The following is a 22,173-nucleotide window of genomic DNA, read 5'->3' as shown; positions in this document are numbered from 1 at the left end:
GCTTTTTAAAACCTTACAGGTCTTTGAGCTATTATTGCTGCGCAAAATAAGAAGCCGGCAATGGAACGCCGTAGAAGTTGAAAAAATCAGAACGGCCGGCCCGTTCGATCACATCAATTGATTTTGCCGTCAGGGGCACTTTTTCAAAATATATTTTGAAGGCGATCTTTTCGCCGGGCCTGGTAAAATTATGCCGGTAGGGGGCTAAAGGGATCCCTTCCGATTTTACATACTGGAAATGCTTCATATCGTCGTTCGCCTGGAGATAGATCTCCTTGTTCAGCAGCGCCCAGTCATTTTCGTGTGCCGCTGTATATTCAAAGCTGACAATGGTATATTTGGCATCGTTATCGATCCCGGTGATTCTGCAACCGGTGTTTTCATCCGGTCTTATCACAGTTTCGTCTACAACGCTTACATGCTGTATGGTAACAGCCCGCGGCGCATTTTTCCAGTTGACATCAACAGTCCCCTGTGCTATATTCCCGGGCACCAAGTCATCCACTATTACGGTGTCCGCTACTATCCGCGTGTGATTTCCGGCTTTGGTTTTATCCGTTGAAGTTGTGGTTGCCCGGGGAGCCCCGACTTCTTTATCGGTGATGGTAACGGCTGTTGCTTTTTTAGTTGTTTTTAGGGGTAGCGGGGTTTGCTGGGCGGCAACAAACTGTATTCCGAACAGGGCGATGAGGCCGGCGCCGATGGGCAGGATAAAGGCGTAAGATAGTTGTTTCATTTTATTGGATTTTGGTGTAAATAGCATTTTTATACGTTCTTTTACGGGGCTTTCGGCAAACTGATGCGCCAGCGCCATTTTGGGGGCGCCAATTGCCCGGTTTAAGATCAGGCGTGCATACGATTCTTTTCCGAAGTGCTGGGAGGTGATGGCATCCGCTTCATATTCGTGGGCCTGTGTCAGTGCTTTATCGTACAGGTAAATGACCGGGTTCATCCACATTATGGCCTTTGCCAGGATCATCAGCATCTTATCTGCAGAGTGAAATTGCTTTGCATGTACTTCCTCATGTTTTAAAAACAACTCCAGTTCTGCATTGCTTAAAGTGCTTTCATCCACAAAAACATAATTAAAAAAGGAACAGTTGGTAAACCCCGTTCTTTTGGATATCAACCGGAGCCCGTTTCCGGTACGAACCGGGTGTTTTACATATTTTAATATCCGGAGTAATCGCCAGACCGACAATAAAAGCAGGGTAAGCACAATGGCCATATATAAATACCCGGCAGCGGCCTGCCAGTCAAACTGCTTTACCTGTTCCGGAACCTGCGGGACAGGAGGCATCGTTTTTTTTAGAATAACAGGTTCCCCGGGAACCACTGTTGCCACAGGCGCAAAAGGAACCGCTTTTTTTATGGAGATATGGACCATTGGGATGACGCAACTCAGCAAGAGGGAGGCCAGCAAATAGATCCGGTTGATCCTGAAGAATGTCAGTTGTCTCAGGATCAGCAGATAAAATCCAAAGAAGAGGGCCGTACAGGCGCTCACTTTCAGCAGATAGGCAAACCACTCCATTGTTATGCGTTTTTTTTGATAAGTGCTTTGAGTTCTTCGATGTCTTTTTCGCTCAGTTTTTCCTCCCTGACCATAAAGGATAAAAGGCTGGCAGGTGAGTTGTCAAAATAGCCGGAGAATAATTTGCTGAACGTAGTTTTCGTATAGGCCTCCTTACTGATGGCCGGAAAATACTCGTAGGTCTTTCCGTAGGATTTATACTTGACATAGCCCTTTTTCTCCAGCAGCCGTACGATCGATGAAATGGTATTGTAGGGCGGCCTGGGCTCTTCATCCAGCTCATTGATAATGTCTTTTACAAAAGCCTTTTTGAGCTTCCACAAAATCTGCATAATGCGTTCTTCTGTTTTTGTCAGTTCTTCCATATCTCAAATGTATAACGTATTTTTCAGTTATACAACTGTAAAATACGTTAAAGTGGTTAACCATTTGTTAAATAACCGGTGATATGGGTTTGATAGCCATTGGGATACTTAGTGATGTTGCGTTTATACGGTTGCGGGCATTTATATAAGAGGAATAATTTATTTTTAAAAACTTAAATATTGGTTGCTATGAGACGATTGTTTTTTTCTGTAATGTTGGCTTTGGGTCTTTTAATGACCGGATGTTCAAAAAAGGTAGCGGAAAAAAAAGAAGACCGGAGCGGTACGCTTGCGGATTTACAGGGCAACTGGGCCATCAGTTACCTGAAAGACGTTCCGGTTATCCGGTTCGATGGTACCAAAACGGCCTATTCAATCATCAACTTTGATGCCGCTTCCGGTATTGCTTTTGCCGGGTGCAACAGGATCAGCTTTGGTGTTAGCGTACCGGGAGAGCAGGGGATGCTGGCTGTTGACCAGCTGATTGTTACGAATTTGGCATGTGGCCCTTATGCAGCAACGGAAACAGCGATCCTGAGCAGTCTTGAAAATGCGCATCATTTTTCTGTAAAGGACCGGCAGCTGGCTTTATTTGATAAAAAAGGCACCGTCTTGTTGATGGCCGGTAAGATTGCTGCATCTGACTGATCGGCCGTTCTTATGTTACCTTTATTGGAAATAACTGGCAGTCTGTATTCTATGGCCGGAGCACCGGTAACTGCCGGCATTTTTCTGCATTGGGAAAAATTTCCCGTTTTTTTATAGATTTATCCTACCTTTGCGCCCTGAAATTTGCTTTTTCGGGCAGGTTTTGGTGTGCCTGACCAGGGCGGGGACGCTGATTCCGATGGCGATCGGGAGCGAAGCAGGAACTGTTTCATCAGGGTCTGAAGCTGGTTAACAAAAATATAATAATTAAACACTTATGGCAGATTTAAAATTTCAAAGGAACTTTGGTATTGCCGCTCACATCGACGCTGGTAAAACCACTACAACGGAACGTATTTTACGTTACACCGGTATGATTCACAGGACTGGTGAAGTACATGAAGGTGGTGCTACTACCGACTGGATGGAGCAGGAAAAAGAACGGGGTATTACCATTACTTCTGCCGCCGTTAGCTGCCAGTGGAACTTCCCCACGGCTAACGGAAAAGTAACGCCGGACACTAAAAAATATTCGTTTAACATCATTGATACTCCGGGACACGTGGACTTTACTGTAGAAGTAGAGCGCTCTATGCGTGTACTGGATGGTCTGATCGCCTTATTTTCTGCAGTGGACGGGGTAGAACCTCAGTCTGAGACAGTATGGCGCCAGGCAAACCGTTACCGGGTACCCCGTATCGGTTTCGTAAATAAAATGGACCGTTCCGGCGCCGATTTCCTGAATGTGGTAAAACAGGTTAAGGAAATGCTGGGTGCAAAGGCCGTGCCGCTGCAGCTGCCTATTGGTGCTGAAGACAATTTTAAAGGGGTGGTGGACCTGATTAAGAATATTGGTATTATCTGGGATGATGCTACAGAAGGAATGACCTATACAGAGGTGCCCGTTCCGGATGATATGAGGGCTGAAGTGGATGAGTGGAGAGCGCACCTGATCGAAGCGGTAGCAGAATATGATGACCAGCTGATGGAGAAATTCTTTGATGATCCGAATACGATTTCTGAGGATGAGATCCACGAGGCGATCCGTAAGGCTGCGATTGATCTGAGCATTATTCCGATGATGTGCGGTTCTTCCTTTAAGAACAAAGGCGTACAAACTGCGCTGGATGCGGTTTGCCGTTACCTGCCTTCCCCGGTGGATGTGGAAGCCATCGAAGGCCATGACCCCGATGATCCTGAAAAAGTACTGACCCGGAAGCCGGATGCGAAAGAACCGTTTGCGGCACTGGCCTTTAAGATCATGACCGACCCGTTTGTGGGCCGCCTGGCGTTCTTCCGGTGTTACAGCGGTCACCTGGATGCAGGTTCTTATGTGCTGAATGTAAGAAGCGGCAAGAAAGAGCGGATCAGCCGGATCATGAAAATGTTTGCCAACAAGCAAAACCCGGTTGATTTTATTGAAGCAGGTGATATTGGTGCTGCGGTTGGTTTTAAAGAAATTAAAACCGGGGATACGCTTTGCGATGAGAACCACCCGATCGTTCTGGAAAACATGTTTATTCCTGAGCCGGTGATCTCCGTGGCGGTAGAACCCAAAACACAGGCCGATGTTGATAAAATGGGAATGGCTATCGCAAAACTGGTAGAAGAAGATCCTACATTGCGTGTAAAGACCGATGAAGATACTGGCCAAACCATCTTAAGCGGTATGGGTGAATTGCACCTGGAGATCATCATCGACCGTATGAAGCGTGAGTTTAAAGTGGAAGTAAACCAGGGCGCACCCCAGGTTGCCTATAAAGAAGCGTTTAATGCAACTATTGAACACAGGGAAACCCTGAAAAAACAAACCGGTGGTCGTGGTAAATTTGCCGATATCCAGTTTAGCCTGGGTCCGGTGGATGAAGACTGGAAGAAAGAGAACCCCGATAAGAACTACCAGTTTGTAAATGATATCTTCGGAGGTTCTATCCCCAGGGAATTTGTACCGGCCATTCAGAAGGGTTTTGAAACCTCGATGACCAATGGTGTACTGGCAAACTACCCGGTTGATAATATGAAGATCCGTGTATTTGACGGAAGCTTCCACGCGGTGGATTCGGATTCTATGTCGTTTGAGCTTTGTGCCAAGCAGGGATTCCGTGAAGCAGCCCGTAAAGCAAAACCCGTTCTGCTGGAGCCTATCATGAAGGTAGAGGTAACCACTCCTGAGCAATACATGGGTGATGTTACCGGTGACCTGAACCGTCGTAGGGGTATGATGGAAGGTATGGATACCCGTGCCGGTGCACAGGTGATCAAAGCACAGGTTCCGCTGAGCGAAATGTTCGGATACGTAACACAGCTGCGTTCGTTGACTTCCGGCCGTGCTTCCAGCACCATGGAGTTCTCGCACTACACTCCGGCGCCTACCAATATTGCTGAAGAGGTGATCGCAAAAGTAAAAGGAAAAGTAACTGCATAATAACAGTTACCCGATCGGATAGGAAGACCCTGGCTACGGCCGGGGTTTTTTTTAGGGTATTGGAAATCTCTTGTTTTTAAGGTATATTTATAGTAAAACGCTGTATGGTAAAAGAATATTCCAACGGGGAAATCACGGTTGTCTGGAAACCGGATCTGTGTATTCATTCCGGCATCTGTGTAAAGATGCTGCCACAGGTATACAAACCAAAGGAATTGCCCTGGTTAACGCCGGGGAATGCCGGCACAGAGGAACTAAAGGTTCAGATCGCTCATTGTCCCTCCGGGGCTTTGTCGTGGAAGCCGGTGGTAACAGCATGATTTTTCAGGTATAAAAGACCCTATGGATATTATACAGCAGGACGACGGGAAAAAAGGCAGCTTTAAGGCAATGAGCGAAGGTGTGGTTGCTGGAGCAATGACTTACGTATGGGCCGGGGATGCAAAATTGATCATTGACCATACAGAAGTGGATCCCCAATTTTCCGGCAGGGGTGTGGGAAAACAACTGCTGATGCAGCTGGTTGCTTTTGCGAGGGCCGGGCATATAAAAGTGCTGCCCTTATGCCCCTTTGCCAGGTCCGTATTTGAAAAGATAAAAGAGATCCGGGACGTTTTATCTTAGTATGCCATGAATTTTATTATTCATACCGGCCAGGTAAAAGAACCGCTGACGTGTTTTGATAGAAGAAATGGGCGAGGTGTTGAAGGATAGGAGGGGTGCCGGAGTTTTGTGAGGCATATTCGTAAAAAAACAAATCAATTTCCTTTACATTTGTTCAAAGGCTATTGAGCATTTTCAAAAATCTGTAGCAATAATTTATTATATGGGTAAACCGGGTAGTCGCGTAAGGAATGTAAATATTGTAAGAAAGTTGGTGCATTTTACAGTAGGATTATTTACGTACCCGGGCATTGCTATTATGAATAAGTTGCGGATCTATGGAACCGAGCATCTCAAAGATTTGCCGTCTCACAATGTATTGTTCGTAAGCAATCACCAGACCTATTTTGTGGATGTGATCACCTTTTTTCATATCCTGTCTGCCCACAAATGGGGTAAAAAGAACCGGTTAGGAATCCCTTATTATTTTCTGAACCCTTATACAAGGGTGAACTATGTTGCTGCGGAGCAGACGATGAAGAGCAGCTGGCTGAGCCGTCTGTTCCTGCTTGCAGGAGGGCTTACCGTAAAACGTACCTGGAACGAGAACAGCAATGAAAAACGAACCGGCCTTGATCCCTCGGATACCAGAAAGATCCAGCGGGCCCTTGACCGGAACTGGGTGATCACTTTCCCGCAGGGAACCACTACGCCCTATGCCCCTGCCCGGAAGGGAACGGCCCTGATCATCAAACACCATAAGCCTATCGTGATACCCGTAGTCATTAACGGGTTTTCCCGTGCATTTAATAAGACCGGCATTACCCTGAAAAGAAAAGGGATCCTGCTTACGGTAACCTTTAAGCCACCGATGAACATCGACTATGATGCATCTGCCCAGGAAATTACCAACCAGCTGATGGATGCTATTGAACAAAGCAAGCAGTATATGCCGGAAGTGCTGCAGCATTAGGGATAATTTGAGCATTTGAAAATGTGGAGATGTGAAAAAGCACCAGGCATGAAGCCGGATCTGACAAGTGTCAATAGTCAATCAATGCCGTTTCCTTAACAGGCATTTCAGGTTTTAATGTTTAACGTTCCAGGTTAGATTTCATGTTACTCAATGTTTCTAAGGTCCGTCATAGCGTGGATTTTGTGTTTTCATAAGTAAGGCTTCTACAGCGGAAGCTACATCCGAAAAGCTTAAGGGAATGACATTGAATAGTCAATAGGACGTAAAGGGTGTTGATAACTACCCCGAAGTTTCGGGGGCTAAAAGCTGAGGACTGATAACTGTCCTTTCCTGTAGGTAGCCTTGTTTGAGTTGGATGATTTTTCCTCTCTGATGTCCTATTCAGCCACGTTCAACAATGTTACACGGATCTAACGTGAAACCTTAAACCTGAAACTAAAGTGCGTTACCGGGCCCGGTTCAGCAGCTGCCTTCTGCGCATACTGATCAGCGTGCCCAATACCGTAATGATCACACCGCCCCAGAATAAATTGATGTAGGGAAACTTATAGGCTTTCAGCGTTACGTACTCCATTACGCTGGAAGATTCTTTTACCCCGATCTGCGCTGTGCCGTTGCGAACATCGTTGAGCTGCAGCACCAGGCTCTGCGCCATTACTGTATCCTGCGACTGGAAGAGCAGTTGTCCTTTGCCTTTGATCATCAGGAGATCCGACTGATAGGAGGGGCCGTTAATGGATTGCACCCTTAGCGAAGCGGTGTATCCGGTATCGGTTTTGTCGAAATTCTGAAGCGGTAGATTATCTTTCCCTACCAGCTTTTCCAGTATAATAAAGCCGCGGCTATAATAGATCGTATCGCCCACTTTCTTGGAACTCACGGCAAACTGGGCGGTATCCTTGTTTTTTGTAGGATCCGGCAATGCAGAAACGTATGCAAATACATCATGATCCCAGTAATGTCTTGCAGAGGGATTGGCCATCAGGCCCTCGTTCCCTTTATAATTGATAAAAGCATTGGGGTAAAGGGTAAAGCTGTCCGAAGGAGACCGGAAATGGATCTTGAAATAGGTAAGGGCCTTTTTGGGATGCGCCGAATCGCCTTCATAAGTCACTTTATAAGGCCCCATGGTCATGGGAACGCCTTTGACGAGCGTAAGGTTTTCGCCGGAAATCTCTTTACTTCCTTTGCCGAAATCGATGGAGATGCCACTGGTATTGTGCGACAGCACTTCTTTTTTTCCGGATGATAACAGGATCCCTACCAGGACCAGCCCAAAACCAAAATGCGCAATTGAACCTCCGCCATTCTTCATGTTGCCTTTAAGGCTCGTGAACAGGTACAGGAGGTTGGCTACCACGGCATATACACCGGCTACCAGTGCCACCCAGATGTTGATCAGGAATCCCAGCCCCTCTTTGTCGTAATTGATCTTTATTACAACAAGGATAAAAGTGGCTACCAGCGCGCTTATGAATGTGGGTAATGCAATTCTTTTTAAGAAGAGGTTACCGGGAGTGCTTTTATACCGGAAGTATTGTGCAATAGCGGTTAGCACGCCAATGATGATCGCTACCAGCACCTGGATCTGGTTATAGGCAAATTCACTGTTTTCACCCGGCGCAGTATTAAGCTTATAGAGTTTGTTGAATACCGGGAGTGAGGTTTGAAAAATAATGATGAGTGAAGAGAGGAACAGCACCAGGGCTCCGATGAACATCCAGAACTCTCGTGAACTGGCACTTTCTTCTTTTTTTACCGCCGGTACCTGTTTATTCATCAACAGGATGAAGGTAACGATCCCTGCAAGGATCACATAGAGCGGGAAACCCGGGATCACTTCGGCAAGGAAATAGGTGCCAATGGAAAGCGCCGCCGCCGCCATTGCAATGGCAGCACGCTGACGTTTGGTAGTGGCGGCCACAAATGGCATCAGCCATACAAAGATCAGCAGGAAAAGAAAAAGCTGACCGTTCATTCCTATGTCGGCGAATGCATGTACGGAAGACTCTCCCAAAACCCCGCTTTTTGTCAGGAATGTAGCATAGAGCACAAAGAGGAATTCCAAACCAAAAAACAGGAAAGTGGCTCTTAGCGAAAACCCGGTATGCTTAAAGACAAGCAGCGTGTGAACACCGGCTACCAGCATGAGCCAGGGCACCAGGGACGCATTTTCCACGGGATCCCATGCCCAGTAGCCCGCAAAGTTCAACGATTCGTAAGCCCACTTGGCGCCCATCATAATCCCCAGCCCGAAAATGGCTACGGAAAACAGTGCCCAGGGGAGGGCTTTGTGAACCCATTCCTTTGTTTTGCCGGTCCACAGTCCCGCCATGGCATAAGCGAAGGGGAAAAGGGTGGAGGCATAGCCCAGGAACAGGACGGGCGGGTGTATGGTCATCCAGTAGTTCTGCAGCAGCGGGTTCAGGTCATTGCCGTCTTTAATCAGCGTCATATAGTCGGGGCGCACCGGGTTTGCTACATCAAATCCAACGTGCATCACGGGCGCATTATCCAGTACACCGGACTCTCTTAACAGTATGAACGGGTTTGATCCGATCTTTACATCAAAAATATAAACTCCAAGGATCATGGTTGCCAGGAAGAACTGGGCGAAGCTTACGATCATCATCACCGGGGCTTCCCATTCCTTATCTTTTTTGATCACTACGAGTCCCAGCACGCAATGCCAGATGGTCCACAGCAGGGTACTGCCCTCCTGGCCTTCCCAAAAGGCGCTCAGGATGTACTTTAACTCAAGGGACCGGCTGCTGTGCTGCCAGGCATATTTGTATTCGAACAGGTGATGATAAAGGATATGCAGCAGCGCGGCAAAGATAAAAAAGACGGCTGCTGTTTCTATAATGAACGCACCACGGGCCAGCCTGAGCCAGGGTTTGCGGTCTTCCGGGAGCAATACGCTCGTAGCTTTAAAATAGGCAAAACTGGCCGCCAGCGAAGCAACAAGGGAAACAATCACAAAAAAATGTCCTACTTGCCCGGGTAGCAGGTCTTCTCCGATATAATTCATTCGTTTCTATTGTTTGCCCGTTGTAACGGATGGCGGGGTATTATTATATGTTGTTTTACGATCTTCCTGGGGGACGTGTCTGGATGGGTCTTCGTCTTTGTATTTGCTGGGACATTTTGTCTGGATGCTCTGGCATTCAAATACATCACCGGTATATTTCCCTTTCATTACCAGGCGCTCACTTAATTCAAAGTTTTCCGGCTTGGGATTATGGTACACAACGTTGATCTTCTGACCCAGGCTGTCAATAGCGGTAAAAGCCAGGTAATTGGGATTTTTAATGGCATCGTATTCAAGAGGCTCATCCTTATCCCATTTTGCCATTAAATGGACAAATTTGCCCGGTTTGGCTTTTGCAGTAGCAACAGTATCATAAGTGGTAGTGGTTTTTAAAAAACTGACCAGAACAGCAATGGCGGCCGCCACAAGTATCAGTAAAACGATATGAACTTTTTTCATTATCGGGATTTTAAAAATTTTGGCAAAGGTACATCAAATACGCCTCATATTTTACAGTAACATTACAATTGGGGAATTGTTGCAGTAACGTTAAAAAATTATTGCCTGCCGGCCGCTGAGGCGCTGAACACGCACCATTGACAGCAATAGCAATGGGCGGCAATGTTGCTTAGCAGCATGCTTTTGCGCGGCCGGCGAAGCCCTTGCCTGCTATGCAATTGGACCATAAGATACGCAATGACGGCAGGGATGGAAACGAATGGCTCTGTGCATTTTGCGGCAAAAAATCGGCGATAAAAGCGTTTGGTGCCGGCACTTCTGCGGCTATCCGGCAGATCAGCCGCAAAATGGTTATAAAATGACTAATTTTGTAAAATGGAAAATAGTGTAGCAGAGGCACCGGTAATTCTTACCCAGGGTGCGGTAAAAGAAGTAAAGCGGCTCATGAATGCTCCTGGTTTTGAAGCAGGGCAGTACCTCCGGCTGGGGGTAAAGGGCGGCGGCTGCTCCGGCTTAAGTTATATGCTGGGCTTTGATCAGAAAGAAGCCAATGATAAATTTTTTGAAGTAGAAGGGATTCCCTGTATCATTAATAAAGCCCACGAAATATACCTGGCAGGAATGGAGGTTGACTGGTCAGATGGATTGAATAACCGTGGATTTACATTTTCGAATCCCAATGCTTCCAGCACCTGCGGTTGCGGAACCAGCTTTGCAGTTTAAATGAATGGAATGTCCCAGGTACATTATGAAGCCTGCCCTGTTTGCGGCAGCACGCAGACCCGGCCGGTATTTCTGGTAAAGGATTATACCGTAAGTGGTGAAGTCTTTCCTATTGAAGAGTGTATTTCCTGTTCGCTGCGGTATACACAGAACGTTCCGGATCAGGAGGCTATTGGCCCTTATTATAAATCGGAGGACTATATTTCCCATTCCAATACGAGTAAAGGGTTGGTTAGCCGGATGTATCAAAGAGTACGTACCCGAACCATGCAGCAAAAGGCTGCCATTGTGGAGCGGTACTCCCGGAAACGGGCCGGAAAGCTCCTGGATGTTGGCTGTGGAACCGGCACTTTCCTGAGCACCATGAAAAGCCGGGGTTGGGAGGTTGCCGGGCTGGAGCCCGACGCAGATGCCCGTGCAATGGCAAAAACACTCTACAACCTGGTTGTGGCCCCTTCTCATGAAATTTACCAGCTTGAGGGAGAACAATTTGACGCCATCACACTCTGGCATGTGCTGGAGCATGTACACGAATTGCATGGGTACATGGAGCAATTGAAAAGAATGCTGAAGCCGGGTGGTGTATTGCTGATTGCTGTGCCCAATTACACAAGCCGGGATGCGGATATTTACGAACAGTACTGGGCTGCATATGATGTGCCCAGGCATCTGTATCATTTTTCACCGGATGCGATGAAAGTGCTGACCACACAACATGGGCTCCGGGTCATAAAGCTGCTGCCCATGTGGTTCGACAGCTTTTATGTAAGTCTTTTGAGCAGCCGGTATAAATATGGTAAGACCCATTATTTCGGTGCCGGGCTTCATGGGTTGTCCTCCAATATCAATGCAGCGGGTAATACGAAGGAATGCAGCTCGGTGATCTATGTGATCCGGAAAGAGCAGGCGATCTGAGCATTTGAAGATTTGAAAATGTGGATTCGGCACCAGGTATAATACGGTAGTGCCGTTGCTCCATAGCGTCATTGCGGCCAATGAAATCGTTTTTTGCCATAGAGGCTCAGGGAAGCACGAAGGTCCTGGTTCAAAGCAGGCTATCCTCCCGGCCTTCCCGTTCACCCGGATATAGGGAAAGGTACCCTCATTGCATCAGCCGCCGTGCCGTTGCGCGAAACAACAACGCTAATTCCCGAATTGCACTTCGTATAGCTCGGGCCAGTTTTTACCGGTGATATAGATCTTTTTGGTATCCTGATCATAGGCGATCCCGTTGGGCACATTCTCGGCATTCCTGGGATCTCTTTTTTTGAGACGGTCCCAGATCCCGCTTACATCAACCTGCCCTGCAATAATACCGCTGGCCGGGTCTATCTTAAATATTACCGGGTAATTCCAGCGGTTTGCATAAACAAAACCGTCAATATACTCCAGTTCATTTAATGAATCCATAAAGTTGCCGTCCATGGTTACCGATTGGGTGCGCAGCAGCCTGAAGTCAGACGGGTCATAAAAATAAAGGTTGCTGGTGCCGTCGCTTATGATCAGCTCTTTGCCATCGGTAGTAATACCCCAGCCCTCGGTATTGATGGGAAATTCCTTTACCTTCTTCATGTCGGGCAGGGTATAAACAAAAACAACCTTCTCTTTCCAGGTGAGCTGGTAAACCGTATCATGTAATATGGTAATGCCCTCTCCGAAGTATTTTTTATCAAGTGTGATGTGCTGCTCTGCCTTTCCTGTTTGCAGGTTCATTCTCATAAGCTCCGATGGCCGGCCTTCCGGTGCGTAGTCGGAGCCCCCGGTGCCTTCATATAACTGCCCTTTATAAATAACCAGCCCCTGTGTAAACGAGCCGGTATCGTGCGGGTAGGTATTGATAACAGACAGGCTGATATTCTTCACCGTACTTGCCGCCGGTGATTCGGGCGGCGCTGAAGGTGTCTTATCGTTTCCGTTGCAGGCTGCGAGTAATGCAATCAGGACAAATGCGGGAGCGGTATATAGGATCTTTTTAATCATAGCGGATCATTTATCGCCAAAGGCGGATGCAAAAATAAAGAAGAATACAGAAGAACCGGCCTGCTTTAACAATATGCTTTACCCGGGTCATTCATGGCAATGAATTGTGAATGAATGGATGTTATTTGCTGCATATTCAGAATAATATTCTGTTTTTTGTTTTGTTTTCAGAATATAATTAAATTTGAGGATGCAAAGGACAGAAATAAACCTGGATGAAACGGATCTGGCCATTTTACGGCTGCTGCAGGAGGATGCCCGTATGACCAACGTGGCGCTGGCGGCAAAACTGAAAATGGCGCCTTCTGCTATGCTGGAGCGTGTGCGGAAGCTGGAGGAAAAAGGAGTGATCCGGGGATACAGCGCCGTCGTAAACCCGCTGGCGATCGATAAGGATCTGCTGGTCTTTATTTTTATTAAAACAAAAGACAGCTTTGCGGACGACAAGTCGGCGCGGGCACTGGCCGCCATCCCCCAGGTAATGGAGGTGCACCATATAGCCGGAGACGATTGTTACCTGATAAAGGCACGGCTTTCCGGCCCAACAGAACTGATGGAGCTGAAGCGGTCGCGTTTCAGCAAGATCTCCAATATTATTTCGATGCGTACCACCATAGTATTGGAAACCGTAAAAGAATCTTCTCACATTTCAATCGATTGATTTTATGACTCAGGAAAAAGCACCTTCCGTTTTACTGGTGGTGCTGGCATTTGCAGCCGTATATATTATTTGGGGTTCTACTTATTTTTTTATTGAGCGTGCCGTAAAATTTATTCCCCCCATGTTGCTGGGAGGGCTTCGTTTTGTAACGGCCGGTATCATCATGCTGGTATGGGTAACGCTGAGGGGGGAACGGGTGTGGAACCGGTCTGCCATCCTGCATTCCGTTGCCAGCGGTATCCTGATGCTCTTTGTCGGAAATGGAGCCGTAATATGGGCGGAGCAATACCTGCACAGCTCTTTTGTGGCCATTTTCCTCGCATCGGCCCCCATCTGGTTCCTGGTTTTTGATAAGCCCAACTGGGCCGATAATTTTACCAACCGGTATACGCTGCTGGGAGTATCGGTTGGATTGCTGGGGGTTATTGCACTGTTTTATGAAAAAATAACCGGGGACCAGGGCAAACAGGGACTGGTGCCGTTACTGGCTATCTTCATCGGTAATATCGGTTGGGTGCTGGGATCGTTGTACTCAAAATACAAAGTAAAGGACGTATCACCTTCGGTAAACTCTGCCTGGCAGATCCTTTCAGCCGGCCTGGTGTTTTTTATCATCGGCTTTGGAGATGGCAGTATAGCCAGTGTAAACTGGTCCGCCATCCCGGCAGAAGGATGGGGATCGCTCATTTACCTGATCGTTTTCGGGTCGATCATCGGTTACAGCGCTTATGTGTTCCTGCTCAGTGTCAGAAGCGCTGCACAGGTAAGCAGCTATGCCTATGTAAACCCGCTGGTGGCCGTACTTTTAGGAGTGCTGATCAATGGCGATCATCTGACCTCATTGCAACTGGCCGGGCTTGTGATCATACTCGGCAGCGTATTCTTCATCAATCTTGCCAGGAAGGAGCAGGCAAAAAAACAGGCCCGGCTTAAGGCCGGGGAAGAGGAGACCGTTGATGAAATGGAACGCCGGAGTGCCTGAGCAGCCGTCACTTTCTTTTGCAAAAATTCTTTATAGAAATTGTTGCCGCAAATTTTCTGATGGCAAATTATGATTATCTTCAAGCCTGTAAAAATTATTGGACTATGGATAATGTGATTCAGCAGAAGATCGATCAGTGGTTGCAGGGCAACTATGATCAGGATACAAAAAAAAGCATCGAAACACTTCAGCGGGAAGATCCCAGGGAACTGGAGGATGCATTTTATCAGAACCTGGAGTTTGGAACCGGTGGCCTCAGGGGCATTATGGGGGTGGGCACCAACCGGATGAATAAGTATACTGTAGGAATGGCTACACAGGGCTACGCCAACTATCTGCTGCAATCCTGGCCGGGTGAAGAAGTGCGGGTAGCCATCGCGCATGACAGCCGTAATAACAGCCGCTTTTTTGCGGAAACAACAGCCCATGTTTTTGCGGCCAATGGCATTAAGGTATTCCTGTTTGAATCACTGCGGCCCACGCCGGAGCTTTCATTTGCGATCCGGACCCTCAGGTGTCAGGGGGGCGTTGTTTGTACCGCATCGCACAATCCAAAAGAGTACAACGGCTATAAAGCCTACTGGAACGATGGGGGGCAGCTGGTACCGCCCCATGATAAGAACGTTATTAAGGAAGTGGAAAAGATCGCCTCGGTTGATGATGTGAAATGGAGCGGCGGCGATGCCAATATTAAGCTGATCGGGAAGGACCTGGATGAGCAGTATATCGAAATGGTAAAAGGACTGAGTGTGTTTCCCGACGTGATCGAAAAACAAAGCGACCTTAAGATCGTATACACACCCATACATGGCACCGGCATCACCCTGGTTCCGCAGGTATTGGAGCGCTTTGGTTTTAAGAATGTACATATAGTAGAAGAGCAGCAAACACCGGATGGTAATTTCCCAACAGTGGCCTATCCAAACCCGGAGGAAAAGGAAACCATGAGTATCGGGCTGGCAAAAGCCAAAGAGCTGGATGCTGATATCCTGCTGGGTACCGATCCTGATGCTGACCGGGTTGGCATCGGTGTTAAAAATAATCATGGCGACTGGGTATTGATGAATGGCAACCAGACGGCGGTACTGGCCTTTAACTACCTGCTGGAAGCCCGCGGGGAAAAAGGGATTGCACAGTCCAATGATATGATCATTACGACGATCGTTACTACCGGTATGGTTGACGACCTGGCTGCCGGTTACGGTGTGCATTGCTACCGGGTATTGACCGGCTTTAAGTGGATCGCCGAAATGATCCGGGAAAAAGAAGGCAGGGAACATTATATTACCGGGGGCGAGGAGAGCTTTGGTTTAATGATCGGCGATAAGGTGCGCGATAAAGATGCGGTGAGCGCCGTGGCCCTGCTTTGCGAAATGGCTGCCTATGAAAAGAACAATGGCAAAACCTTATTTGATAAATTAATGGAGCTCTATATCCGGTTTGGCTTTTATAAAGAGAAGCTGATTTCTATTACAAAAAAAGGAATGGATGGCCAGCAGCAGATCGCTGCCATGATGCAGGGCTACCGGAACAACCTGCCTCAAAGCATCAATGGTATCAAAGTGACCCGTGTGCTGGATTATCAAAGCAGTAAATCAACAGATCCGCATACCGGTGATGTTACGGATATCCTGCTGCCCAAATCCAATGTATTGCAGTTTGCCCTGGAAGATGGCAGTCTTGTGTCTGCCCGGCCCAGCGGCACGGAACCCAAGATCAAATTCTATTTTAGTGTAAAGGAAAAGCTGGAGCAGGCAGACCAGTTTGATGCGGTAGACAGGCAACTGGATGCAAAGATCGACGGCATTATTGCAGATATGAAATTGAATTAGAGCCGTTATAAAAATAGAGCACGGTCTTCTGTATGGCGAATGCATGTACAGGAGACCGTGTTGTTTTTGCAGATGCGTTTATGCGGTTGTTTTATCCCTGGTTGCTTCCTCGCTCCAGCTTCCGATGCTCGGCCAGCCCCAATGGTCTTCATCCGCATAAGCAAAATCGTGTTGATGCTTCTCCGGGATGGCACCTTTTACAAGAGCACCGGGAGGAATGGAAGGGTAGATCTCCTCAAAAGTGAACATCGAGGTAAGACTGATCCGCCGGTATACATGTGAGCGCGTGATGTCCTGCATATGACTGAGGCCGGCGGCCCCCATCATTTCAACAAAGGTCTTCACGGTATATTTATGATAGTTGGCTACACGCAGTTTTTTATCTTCCACAACAAGTCCTCTTGTCAGCTTGGGATCCTGGGTGGCTACACCGGTGGGGCAGCGGTTGGTATTGCACTGAAGGGCCTGGATACATCCTACTGCCAGCATCATAGCCCGGGCACAGTTACAGGCATCGGCGCCCAGCGCAGCGGCCCTGGCCATATGAAAACCGGTCATGATCTTACCGGAGGCGATGATCTTTATATGCTGCCGGATGTTCAATCCCCGCAGTATATCGTCTACAAAAGCGAGTCCGTCCAGCAGGGGGGCGCCCACATAATTGGAGAATTCCTGGGGCGCAGCACCAGTGCCGCCTTCCCCGCCGTCAACAGTGATAAAGTCAGGATAAGTGTCCTGGCTGATCATGGCCTTACAAATAGCAATGAACTCGCTTTTATGACCAATGCATAACTTGAATCCCACCGGCTTGCCCCCGGAGAGCTCCCGCAGTTGTTTAATGAAGTATATCAGTTCCTTTGGGCTGCTAAAAGCTGTATGATAGGGGGGCGATTCCACGGTTGTGCCGGGTTGTATATGCCGGATCCGGGCAATTTCCGGGGTGTTTTTAGCTGCCGGCAAAATACCGCCATGGCCCGGTTTGGCCCCCTGCGAGATCTTGATCTCGATCATCTTTACATTGGGGATCCGGGCCTTTTCGGAAAAAAGCGAAGGCGAAAAGTTACCCTGCTCATCGCGGCAGCCAAAATAGCCGGTACCGATCTGCCAGATGATATCGCCGCCCTGTTTTAAATGAAAATCGCTCAATCCCCCTTCACCGGTGTTGTGGGCAAAGTTCCCGATTTTGGCACCACCGTTCATGGCTTCAACGGCATTGGCACTTAAAGAGCCATAGCTCATGGCAGAGATATTCAGGATACTGCCGCTATAGGGCTGGCTGCAATCCTTGTTGCCGAAAATGACACGCGGATTATGATCAAGGGTTTTGAAGCTTTTGGGCGCAATGGAATGGCAGATCCACTCATAGCCGGGCGCATATACATCCAGCTGTGTGCCAAACGGCATAGTGTCATTGTCCAGCTTGGCGCGCTGGTATACGGTCGACCGGTCGATACGGTTGATAGGGCGCCCGTCAATATCGGATTCGATAAAGTATTGATAGATCTTGGGACGCAGTTCCTCCATTACATAACGGAGCCTTCCAAAAATGGGATAGATCCTCCGGATGGTATGCCTGGTCTGCAGCATATCATAATATCCCATGCAGGAAAGCAGGAAGAGTGCTCCAAATACCACATACCAGTTCTTGCTGATATACCAGGCAAGAAGAAAAGAAACGACTAATGCAATGATTGAAATGACCAGGAATGTTCGCCTCATAAAAAACGGGTTATAAATTCAGCAGCGAATGTAATAAGAAACGAACAATTATTAGTTTTTGGTTAAAATCCCCTTTCCCGGCAGGTGCTGTTTTATTACGGAGCGGTTGCTGAACGCCGGGGACAGGCTGAAAGCTGGTAACTCTTAACCAAACAAGCCTTCGTCTGCAAAACTATAGTATCCTTCATCGCCTACGATAATATGGTCCATTACCCGGATGTCGAGGAATTTTGCGGCTTCGCGGATCTTTTGGGTAAGGAATTCATCGGCTTTACTGGGGGAAAGATTGCCGGAAGGATGATTATGTGCCAGGATGATACCCACCGCATTTTTTTCAAGCGCCTTTTTCAGGATCACGCGCGGGTCTGCAACGGTTCCGGTAATGCCCCCTTCGCTAACCACCTCAAAGTGGATCGCTACATTGCTCTGGTTGAGGAAAATAACTGCAAAAACCTCGCGCAGGAGGTCCTTTAGCCGGGTTCTGAGGTATTCCCCGATCTGTTTGCTGGTGTTCAGCAGTGGCCGCTGCAGCAATACCCCGGCATGCCTCCGGCGGCCCAGTTCCAGCGCTGCGCTGATGGCCACCGCCTTGGCTTCTCCAATGCCCTTTATTTTTGTAAAATCGGCAATGGTATGTTTCCCCAGCTCGTTCAGGTTGTCGTTCCCAAGCTTAAGTACTTCTTTTGCGATATGCAGTGCGGACCTGTTAGGTGTGCCGTTGTGGATGAGTATGGCCAGTAACTCGGAGTTGCTGAGGCTATGCGCTCCCCGTGCGATCAGTTTTTCCCGGGGCTGATCATCCTTTGCCCAGTTCCTGATGGTGCTTGTGTTTTCCATATCCTAAATTACAAATTCTTTTCCGGTCAAAAAATTTTTTTAATGATCAAATTTTGCTTGGAATTTTGCCCCGGTTATTAATATCTTCGCCGCTCATTTAATAACAAATGGAGTCCCCACTTTCAGATATGCATTCAGCCAAAATTTTTGCCGGTACGGCATCCCGTCAGTTAGCAGAAGAAATATGCCAGCGGTATGGCTGCCAGTTAGGGCAGATTCATACACAGCGTTTCAGCGACGGAGAGATCTATGTAAACTTTTTAGAAAGCGTTCGTGGCGATTATGTATTCCTGGTACAAAGTACCTACGCGCCTTCGGATAACCTGATGGAATTGCTTTTAATGATCGACGCCGCCAAGCGGGCATCGGCATATAAGGTGATCGTCGTAATGCCTTATTACGGGTATGCACGTCAGGACCGGAAGGACCGTCCCCGGGTGGCCATTGGCAGCAAATTGGTAGCCAATATGTTAACGGCTGCCGGGGCCGACCGTATCGTTACGATGGACCTGCATGCGCCCCAGATCCAGGGATATTTTGACATCCCGGTGGACCACCTGGACAGTCATGCGGTTTTTATACCTTATGTTGAGCAATTACAGCTGGAAAACCTTACCTTTGCAGCCCCCGACGTAGGAGCAACCAACCGGATACGGGAAATTGCTACCTATTTTAATGCAGAAATGGTGATTTGTGATAAGCACCGGAAACGGGCAAATGAGATCGCCAGTATGCGGGTAATAGGGGAGGTGGAAGGCCGGAATGTGGTGATTATTGATGATATCTGTGATACCGGCGGCACATTGGCAAAGAGTGCGGGGCTGTTGATGGAGAAAGGGGCAAAGAGTGTAAGAGCAATGATCACGCATCCTATATTAAGCGGCAAGGCGTACGAAAATATTGAAAACAGCGCGCTGCAGGAGCTGGTAGTGTGCAATACCATCCCGCTTCACAAGCCGAGCCCCAAGATCCGGGTGATTTCCGTGGCCGACTTATTTGCCATTGCAATTAAGCATGCGTTCGAGAACAAGAGTATTACAAGCCTTTTTGTGCACTCAAATTTAAGGACATCCAATCCGTAGTAAATTAAAACAATATCATAAATGAAGACAATTACAATCGAAGGACAACTGAGGACCGAGTTTGGCAAAAGAGCCACCCGCCAGGTTCGCTCTCAGGGCGCTGTGCCTGCTGTAATTTACGGGGGTGCTAAAGAAGTGAATTTCAGCGCACCGGCAGCAGCATTCAAAGGACTGGTTTATACGCCTAACTTTCAGCTGGCTGAAGTACAGCTGGAGGGCGCTACTTACAAATGCATTTTAAAAGACCTGCAGTTTGACAAAGTGACCGATGCCCTGATCCATGTGGATCTTCTGGAACTGATCGACGACAAGAAGGTGATTGCCACCATCCCGTTGAAATTTACCGGAAGCGCAAAAGGAGTTAAAGACGGTGGTCGTTTTGTATCCAAGATCAAATCACTGAAAGTAAAAACACTTCCTAAAGACCTGAAAGAGGTGATCGAAGTGCCGATTGACAACCTGGAACTGAATGGCAACATTCGCGTGGAAGATGTAAAGGCCGAAAACATGGAGATTATGAACTCTCCGCGTATTCCCATCGCTTCTATCGTAATGACAAGACAGTTGAAGCAGGAAGAGGCGGCAGCTAAGAAATAAATTTTTTTACAAAGTATAAAAAAGCCTGCATCAAATTGATGTAGGTTTTTTTATTTTCGATATTTTTGATAAACGGGATGAAATATTTATTAGCGGGTTTAGGAAACATTGGAAATGAATATGCACATACCCGGCATAATATTGGTTTTGATGTAATCGCCGCATTTGTTCACAAACATGGCGGAGAATTTAGAAGCGACCGACTGGCTTATGTGGCAGAAATAAAAATAAAAGGCCGTACCGGTATTTGTATTTGCCCAACCACCTATATGAATTTAAGCGGGAAGGCACTTAAGTTCTGGCTGGATAAAGAAAAGATCCCTTTGGAACGTTCCTTAACTGTTTTAGATGATTTAGCGCTGCCCTTAACGAAGATGCGTATAAAGCCGGCAGGAAGCGATGGAGGACATAATGGACTCAGAAGCATACAGGCACTGTTAAATACGACCGCCTATCCGAAATTCAGGTTTGGAATAGGTAGCGATTTTCCAAAAGGAATGCAGGCCGATTTCGTGCTGGGAAAATGGAGCAAGGAGGAAGAGCCCCTGGTAAAGCTGAAGATCGAAAAAGCGGTAACAGCCATTGAAATATTCCTATTTCAGGGTATTGAGGCTGCGATGAACGAAATAAATAACAAAGAGTTTACGTTGTAAAGAGAGTTTTAAATCCTACTGTATTATGAAAATTATTTGTATCGGGCGAAACTATGCAGCACATGCCAGGGAGTTGGGCAATGAAATTCCGGAAGAACCGGTGGTATTTCTCAAGCCTAAAAGTGCATTATTAAGACCTCATTTACCCTTTTATTACCCGGAGTTCACCAATGAACTGCATTATGAATGTGAGCTGGTGATCAGGGTGTCCAAAAACGGGCGGTACATTAACAGGCGGTACGCCAACCAGTACTACGACGCTATTACGCTGGGAATCGATTTTACGGCACGTGACCTCCAGAACGAATTGAAAAAAAAGGGATTGCCCTGGGAAAAAGCAAAGGCCTGGGATAATTCGGCCGTGATTGGCAAATGGCGGCCCGTCAGCGATTTTGAAAACATAAAAAACATCAATTTCGGATTATACAAGAATGAAGAACTGGTTCAGCATGGCAACTCTTCCAAAATGATCCACAATTTTGAGTCGATCCTTTCACATGTTTCCAAATATTTTACATTGAATATCGGGGATATCATTTTTACAGGAACGCCGGAGGGGGTCGGGGAAATTGTGACGGGCGATGTACTGGAGGGGATCCTGGAGGATGAAAGTGTGTTCCAGCTGACCATCGAATAAAAAATTTCCATTTTTAGTCCAGGTGTAAGAATAGAATGCTATTTTTGCAACAAGGATTCAAAAATTGAAAACGCATAGCAGGATAAACTATTTTATGGGGTGGATAATGCTGGTAGTTTTTACTATCGGCGTTACGCCCAGGATCTACCTGCACGATGCTTTTACGCACCACAAGGATCAGCTTTTTAGTGGCGTCGGTACCCATCAGAAGAGCATCGGTACTTTTGAGTACAGTTGCGGGTTTATAAACATCGAAACTACGGTTCCGTTTTTGGAAGCGGACCCGTTTCCTGAACCGGTTGCCCCGGCACCGGTCAATGAGTTCCTCATCAGGGAAACTGCCGGTCCTTTTTTTCGTACATCGGCGCCTGTCACTTTGAGGGGGCCGCCCAGCATTTAATAATAAAGAAGCTGCCTTTAAACACCGGG

Annotated in this window: 22 protein-coding genes; 15 read left to right on the top strand and 7 right to left on the bottom strand. The window is 47.4% G+C overall.

The window, feature by feature from the left end; translation table 11 throughout:
- Window positions 1-31 precede the first annotated feature (31 nt).
- Together BLS44_RS16510 and BLS44_RS16505 are read right to left on the bottom strand one after the other, a co-directional pair.
- Complete coding sequence (locus BLS44_RS16510; protein ID WP_090391326.1) at window positions 32-1,534, bottom strand: M56 family metallopeptidase; 1,503 nt, start codon at window positions 1,532-1,534, stop codon at window positions 32-34.
- Window positions 1,535-1,536: 2 nt separating this feature from the next.
- Window positions 1,537-1,899: a BlaI/MecI/CopY family transcriptional regulator gene (locus BLS44_RS16505; protein ID WP_090391325.1), complete on the bottom strand. Its 363-nt coding sequence runs from the start codon at window positions 1,897-1,899 to the stop codon at window positions 1,537-1,539.
- A gap of 189 nt (window positions 1,900-2,088) precedes the next feature.
- Between BLS44_RS16505 and BLS44_RS16500 the strand changes: the two genes are divergently transcribed.
- The 5 genes from BLS44_RS16500 to BLS44_RS16480 all read left to right on the top strand — a co-directional run bounded on the left by BLS44_RS16500 (window position 2,089) and on the right by BLS44_RS16480 (window position 6,548).
- Window positions 2,089-2,547, top strand: coding sequence for an META domain-containing protein (locus tag BLS44_RS16500; RefSeq protein ID WP_090391324.1), 459 nt, complete (start codon window positions 2,089-2,091; stop codon window positions 2,545-2,547).
- A 277-nt stretch (window positions 2,548-2,824) separates the two neighbouring features.
- Window positions 2,825-4,972 (top strand): elongation factor G, encoded by a 2,148-nt coding sequence (gene fusA / locus BLS44_RS16495; protein ID WP_090391323.1) that lies wholly within the window; start codon window positions 2,825-2,827, stop codon window positions 4,970-4,972.
- 104 nt (window positions 4,973-5,076) lie between these two features.
- Window positions 5,077-5,292, top strand: coding sequence for a (4Fe-4S)-binding protein (locus BLS44_RS16490; RefSeq protein WP_090391322.1), 216 nt, complete (start codon window positions 5,077-5,079; stop codon window positions 5,290-5,292).
- 22 nt (window positions 5,293-5,314) lie between these two features.
- Window positions 5,315-5,596 carry a GNAT family N-acetyltransferase gene (locus BLS44_RS16485; protein WP_090391321.1) on the top strand — a complete coding sequence of 94 codons (282 nt, stop codon included), beginning with the start codon at window positions 5,315-5,317 and terminating at the stop codon, window positions 5,594-5,596.
- Between the two features lie 202 nt (window positions 5,597-5,798).
- The gene (locus tag BLS44_RS16480) at window positions 5,799-6,548 is read left to right on the top strand and encodes a lysophospholipid acyltransferase family protein (protein WP_090391320.1); all 750 of its coding nucleotides are present in this window, start codon (window positions 5,799-5,801) and stop codon (window positions 6,546-6,548) included.
- Window positions 6,549-6,996: 448 nt separating this feature from the next.
- Here the strand turns inward: BLS44_RS16480 and ccsA are convergent, their stop codons facing one another.
- Window positions 6,997-9,582 carry a cytochrome c biogenesis protein CcsA gene (ccsA, locus tag BLS44_RS16475; RefSeq protein WP_090391319.1) on the bottom strand — a complete coding sequence of 862 codons (2,586 nt, stop codon included), beginning with the start codon at window positions 9,580-9,582 and terminating at the stop codon, window positions 6,997-6,999.
- Between the two features lie 6 nt (window positions 9,583-9,588).
- On the bottom strand, window positions 9,589-10,041 hold the full coding sequence (locus BLS44_RS16470) for a cytochrome c maturation protein CcmE domain-containing protein (RefSeq protein WP_090391318.1): 453 nt from the start codon (window positions 10,039-10,041) through the stop codon (window positions 9,589-9,591).
- 375 nt (window positions 10,042-10,416) lie between these two features.
- Between BLS44_RS16470 and BLS44_RS16465 the strand changes: the two genes are divergently transcribed.
- Both BLS44_RS16465 and BLS44_RS16460 read left to right on the top strand, forming a co-directional pair.
- Window positions 10,417-10,764: a HesB/IscA family protein gene (locus BLS44_RS16465; protein WP_090391317.1), complete on the top strand. Its 348-nt coding sequence runs from the start codon at window positions 10,417-10,419 to the stop codon at window positions 10,762-10,764.
- A gap of 9 nt (window positions 10,765-10,773) precedes the next feature.
- Window positions 10,774-11,679 carry a class I SAM-dependent methyltransferase gene (locus BLS44_RS16460; protein WP_090391370.1) on the top strand — a complete coding sequence of 302 codons (906 nt, stop codon included), beginning with the start codon at window positions 10,774-10,776 and terminating at the stop codon, window positions 11,677-11,679.
- Between the two features lie 228 nt (window positions 11,680-11,907).
- Here the strand turns inward: BLS44_RS16460 and BLS44_RS16455 are convergent, their stop codons facing one another.
- On the bottom strand, window positions 11,908-12,744 hold the full coding sequence (locus BLS44_RS16455) for a glutaminyl-peptide cyclotransferase (protein WP_090391316.1): 837 nt from the start codon (window positions 12,742-12,744) through the stop codon (window positions 11,908-11,910).
- Between the two features lie 190 nt (window positions 12,745-12,934).
- Here BLS44_RS16455 and BLS44_RS16450 point away from each other — a divergent pair, with 190 nt between their 5' ends.
- From BLS44_RS16450 to BLS44_RS16440, 3 genes are all read left to right on the top strand, one after another.
- Complete coding sequence (locus tag BLS44_RS16450) at window positions 12,935-13,405, top strand: Lrp/AsnC family transcriptional regulator (protein WP_090391315.1); 471 nt, start codon at window positions 12,935-12,937, stop codon at window positions 13,403-13,405.
- Between the two features lie 4 nt (window positions 13,406-13,409).
- The gene (locus BLS44_RS16445; protein ID WP_090391314.1) at window positions 13,410-14,387 is read left to right on the top strand and encodes an EamA family transporter; all 978 of its coding nucleotides are present in this window, start codon (window positions 13,410-13,412) and stop codon (window positions 14,385-14,387) included.
- Between the two features lie 104 nt (window positions 14,388-14,491).
- Window positions 14,492-16,219, top strand: a complete 1,728-nt coding sequence (locus BLS44_RS16440) for a phospho-sugar mutase (protein WP_090391369.1) — start codon at window positions 14,492-14,494, stop codon at window positions 16,217-16,219.
- A 78-nt stretch (window positions 16,220-16,297) separates the two neighbouring features.
- Here BLS44_RS16440 and BLS44_RS16435 read toward each other — a convergent pair whose 3' ends face one another.
- Both BLS44_RS16435 and radC read right to left on the bottom strand, forming a co-directional pair.
- Complete coding sequence (locus BLS44_RS16435) at window positions 16,298-17,938, bottom strand: FMN-binding glutamate synthase family protein (RefSeq protein WP_090391313.1); 1,641 nt, start codon at window positions 17,936-17,938, stop codon at window positions 16,298-16,300.
- 144 nt (window positions 17,939-18,082) lie between these two features.
- On the bottom strand, window positions 18,083-18,775 hold the full coding sequence (gene radC, locus BLS44_RS16430) for a RadC family protein (protein ID WP_090391312.1): 693 nt from the start codon (window positions 18,773-18,775) through the stop codon (window positions 18,083-18,085).
- A 128-nt stretch (window positions 18,776-18,903) separates the two neighbouring features.
- Between radC and BLS44_RS16425 the strand changes: the two genes are divergently transcribed.
- From BLS44_RS16425 to BLS44_RS16405, 5 genes are all read left to right on the top strand, one after another.
- Window positions 18,904-19,857, top strand: a complete 954-nt coding sequence (locus BLS44_RS16425; protein WP_090391311.1) for a ribose-phosphate diphosphokinase — start codon at window positions 18,904-18,906, stop codon at window positions 19,855-19,857.
- 21 nt (window positions 19,858-19,878) lie between these two features.
- On the top strand, window positions 19,879-20,454 hold the full coding sequence (locus BLS44_RS16420) for a 50S ribosomal protein L25 (RefSeq protein ID WP_090391310.1): 576 nt from the start codon (window positions 19,879-19,881) through the stop codon (window positions 20,452-20,454).
- Between the two features lie 77 nt (window positions 20,455-20,531).
- A complete protein-coding gene (gene pth / locus BLS44_RS16415; RefSeq protein ID WP_090391309.1) occupies window positions 20,532-21,107 on the top strand; it encodes an aminoacyl-tRNA hydrolase in 576 nt (191 codons plus the stop codon).
- 25 nt (window positions 21,108-21,132) lie between these two features.
- Window positions 21,133-21,744 carry a fumarylacetoacetate hydrolase family protein gene (locus BLS44_RS16410; protein WP_090391308.1) on the top strand — a complete coding sequence of 204 codons (612 nt, stop codon included), beginning with the start codon at window positions 21,133-21,135 and terminating at the stop codon, window positions 21,742-21,744.
- Between the two features lie 94 nt (window positions 21,745-21,838).
- On the top strand, window positions 21,839-22,144 hold the full coding sequence (locus BLS44_RS16405; RefSeq protein ID WP_143019814.1) for a hypothetical protein: 306 nt from the start codon (window positions 21,839-21,841) through the stop codon (window positions 22,142-22,144).
- The last annotated feature ends 29 nt before the right edge of the window (window positions 22,145-22,173 follow it).

The sequence above is a fragment of the Niabella drilacis genome (genome assembly GCF_900101395.1).
Lineage (GTDB): Bacteria > Bacteroidota > Bacteroidia > Chitinophagales > Chitinophagaceae > Niabella > Niabella drilacis.
The sequence above is the reverse complement of the archived record's forward strand: the minus strand, read 5'-3'. Positions and strand labels throughout refer to the sequence as shown.

What these genes read in the sequence shown, in the direction of transcription:
- BLS44_RS16445 (WP_090391314.1), top strand. Translation starts at nt 13,410, where the DNA reads ATGACTCAGGAAAAAGCACCTTCCGTTTTACTGGTGGTGCTGGCATTT.
- BLS44_RS16420 (WP_090391310.1), top strand. Translation starts at nt 19,879, where the DNA reads ATGAAGACAATTACAATCGAAGGACAACTGAGGACCGAGTTTGGCAAA.
- BLS44_RS16485 (WP_090391321.1), top strand. Translation starts at nt 5,315, where the DNA reads ATGGATATTATACAGCAGGACGACGGGAAAAAAGGCAGCTTTAAGGCA.
- BLS44_RS16490 (WP_090391322.1), top strand. Translation starts at nt 5,077, where the DNA reads ATGGTAAAAGAATATTCCAACGGGGAAATCACGGTTGTCTGGAAACCG.
- BLS44_RS16440 (WP_090391369.1), top strand. Translation starts at nt 14,492, where the DNA reads ATGGATAATGTGATTCAGCAGAAGATCGATCAGTGGTTGCAGGGCAAC.
- BLS44_RS16410 (WP_090391308.1), top strand. Translation starts at nt 21,133, where the DNA reads ATGAAAATTATTTGTATCGGGCGAAACTATGCAGCACATGCCAGGGAG.
- BLS44_RS16470 (WP_090391318.1), bottom strand. Translation starts at nt 10,041, where the DNA reads ATGAAAAAAGTTCATATCGTTTTACTGATACTTGTGGCGGCCGCCATT.
- BLS44_RS16450 (WP_090391315.1), top strand. Translation starts at nt 12,935, where the DNA reads ATGCAAAGGACAGAAATAAACCTGGATGAAACGGATCTGGCCATTTTA.
- radC (WP_090391312.1), bottom strand. Translation starts at nt 18,775, where the DNA reads ATGGAAAACACAAGCACCATCAGGAACTGGGCAAAGGATGATCAGCCC.
- BLS44_RS16510 (WP_090391326.1), bottom strand. Translation starts at nt 1,534, where the DNA reads ATGGAGTGGTTTGCCTATCTGCTGAAAGTGAGCGCCTGTACGGCCCTC.
- BLS44_RS16405 (WP_143019814.1), top strand. Translation starts at nt 21,839, where the DNA reads ATGGGGTGGATAATGCTGGTAGTTTTTACTATCGGCGTTACGCCCAGG.
- BLS44_RS16465 (WP_090391317.1), top strand. Translation starts at nt 10,417, where the DNA reads ATGGAAAATAGTGTAGCAGAGGCACCGGTAATTCTTACCCAGGGTGCG.
- BLS44_RS16435 (WP_090391313.1), bottom strand. Translation starts at nt 17,938, where the DNA reads ATGAGGCGAACATTCCTGGTCATTTCAATCATTGCATTAGTCGTTTCT.
- BLS44_RS16425 (WP_090391311.1), top strand. Translation starts at nt 18,904, where the DNA reads ATGCATTCAGCCAAAATTTTTGCCGGTACGGCATCCCGTCAGTTAGCA.
- ccsA (WP_090391319.1), bottom strand. Translation starts at nt 9,582, where the DNA reads ATGAATTATATCGGAGAAGACCTGCTACCCGGGCAAGTAGGACATTTT.
- BLS44_RS16455 (WP_090391316.1), bottom strand. Translation starts at nt 12,744, where the DNA reads ATGATTAAAAAGATCCTATATACCGCTCCCGCATTTGTCCTGATTGCA.
- BLS44_RS16480 (WP_090391320.1), top strand. Translation starts at nt 5,799, where the DNA reads ATGGGTAAACCGGGTAGTCGCGTAAGGAATGTAAATATTGTAAGAAAG.
- BLS44_RS16500 (WP_090391324.1), top strand. Translation starts at nt 2,089, where the DNA reads ATGAGACGATTGTTTTTTTCTGTAATGTTGGCTTTGGGTCTTTTAATG.
- BLS44_RS16505 (WP_090391325.1), bottom strand. Translation starts at nt 1,899, where the DNA reads ATGGAAGAACTGACAAAAACAGAAGAACGCATTATGCAGATTTTGTGG.
- pth (WP_090391309.1), top strand. Translation starts at nt 20,532, where the DNA reads ATGAAATATTTATTAGCGGGTTTAGGAAACATTGGAAATGAATATGCA.
- BLS44_RS16460 (WP_090391370.1), top strand. Translation starts at nt 10,774, where the DNA reads ATGTCCCAGGTACATTATGAAGCCTGCCCTGTTTGCGGCAGCACGCAG.
- fusA (WP_090391323.1), top strand. Translation starts at nt 2,825, where the DNA reads ATGGCAGATTTAAAATTTCAAAGGAACTTTGGTATTGCCGCTCACATC.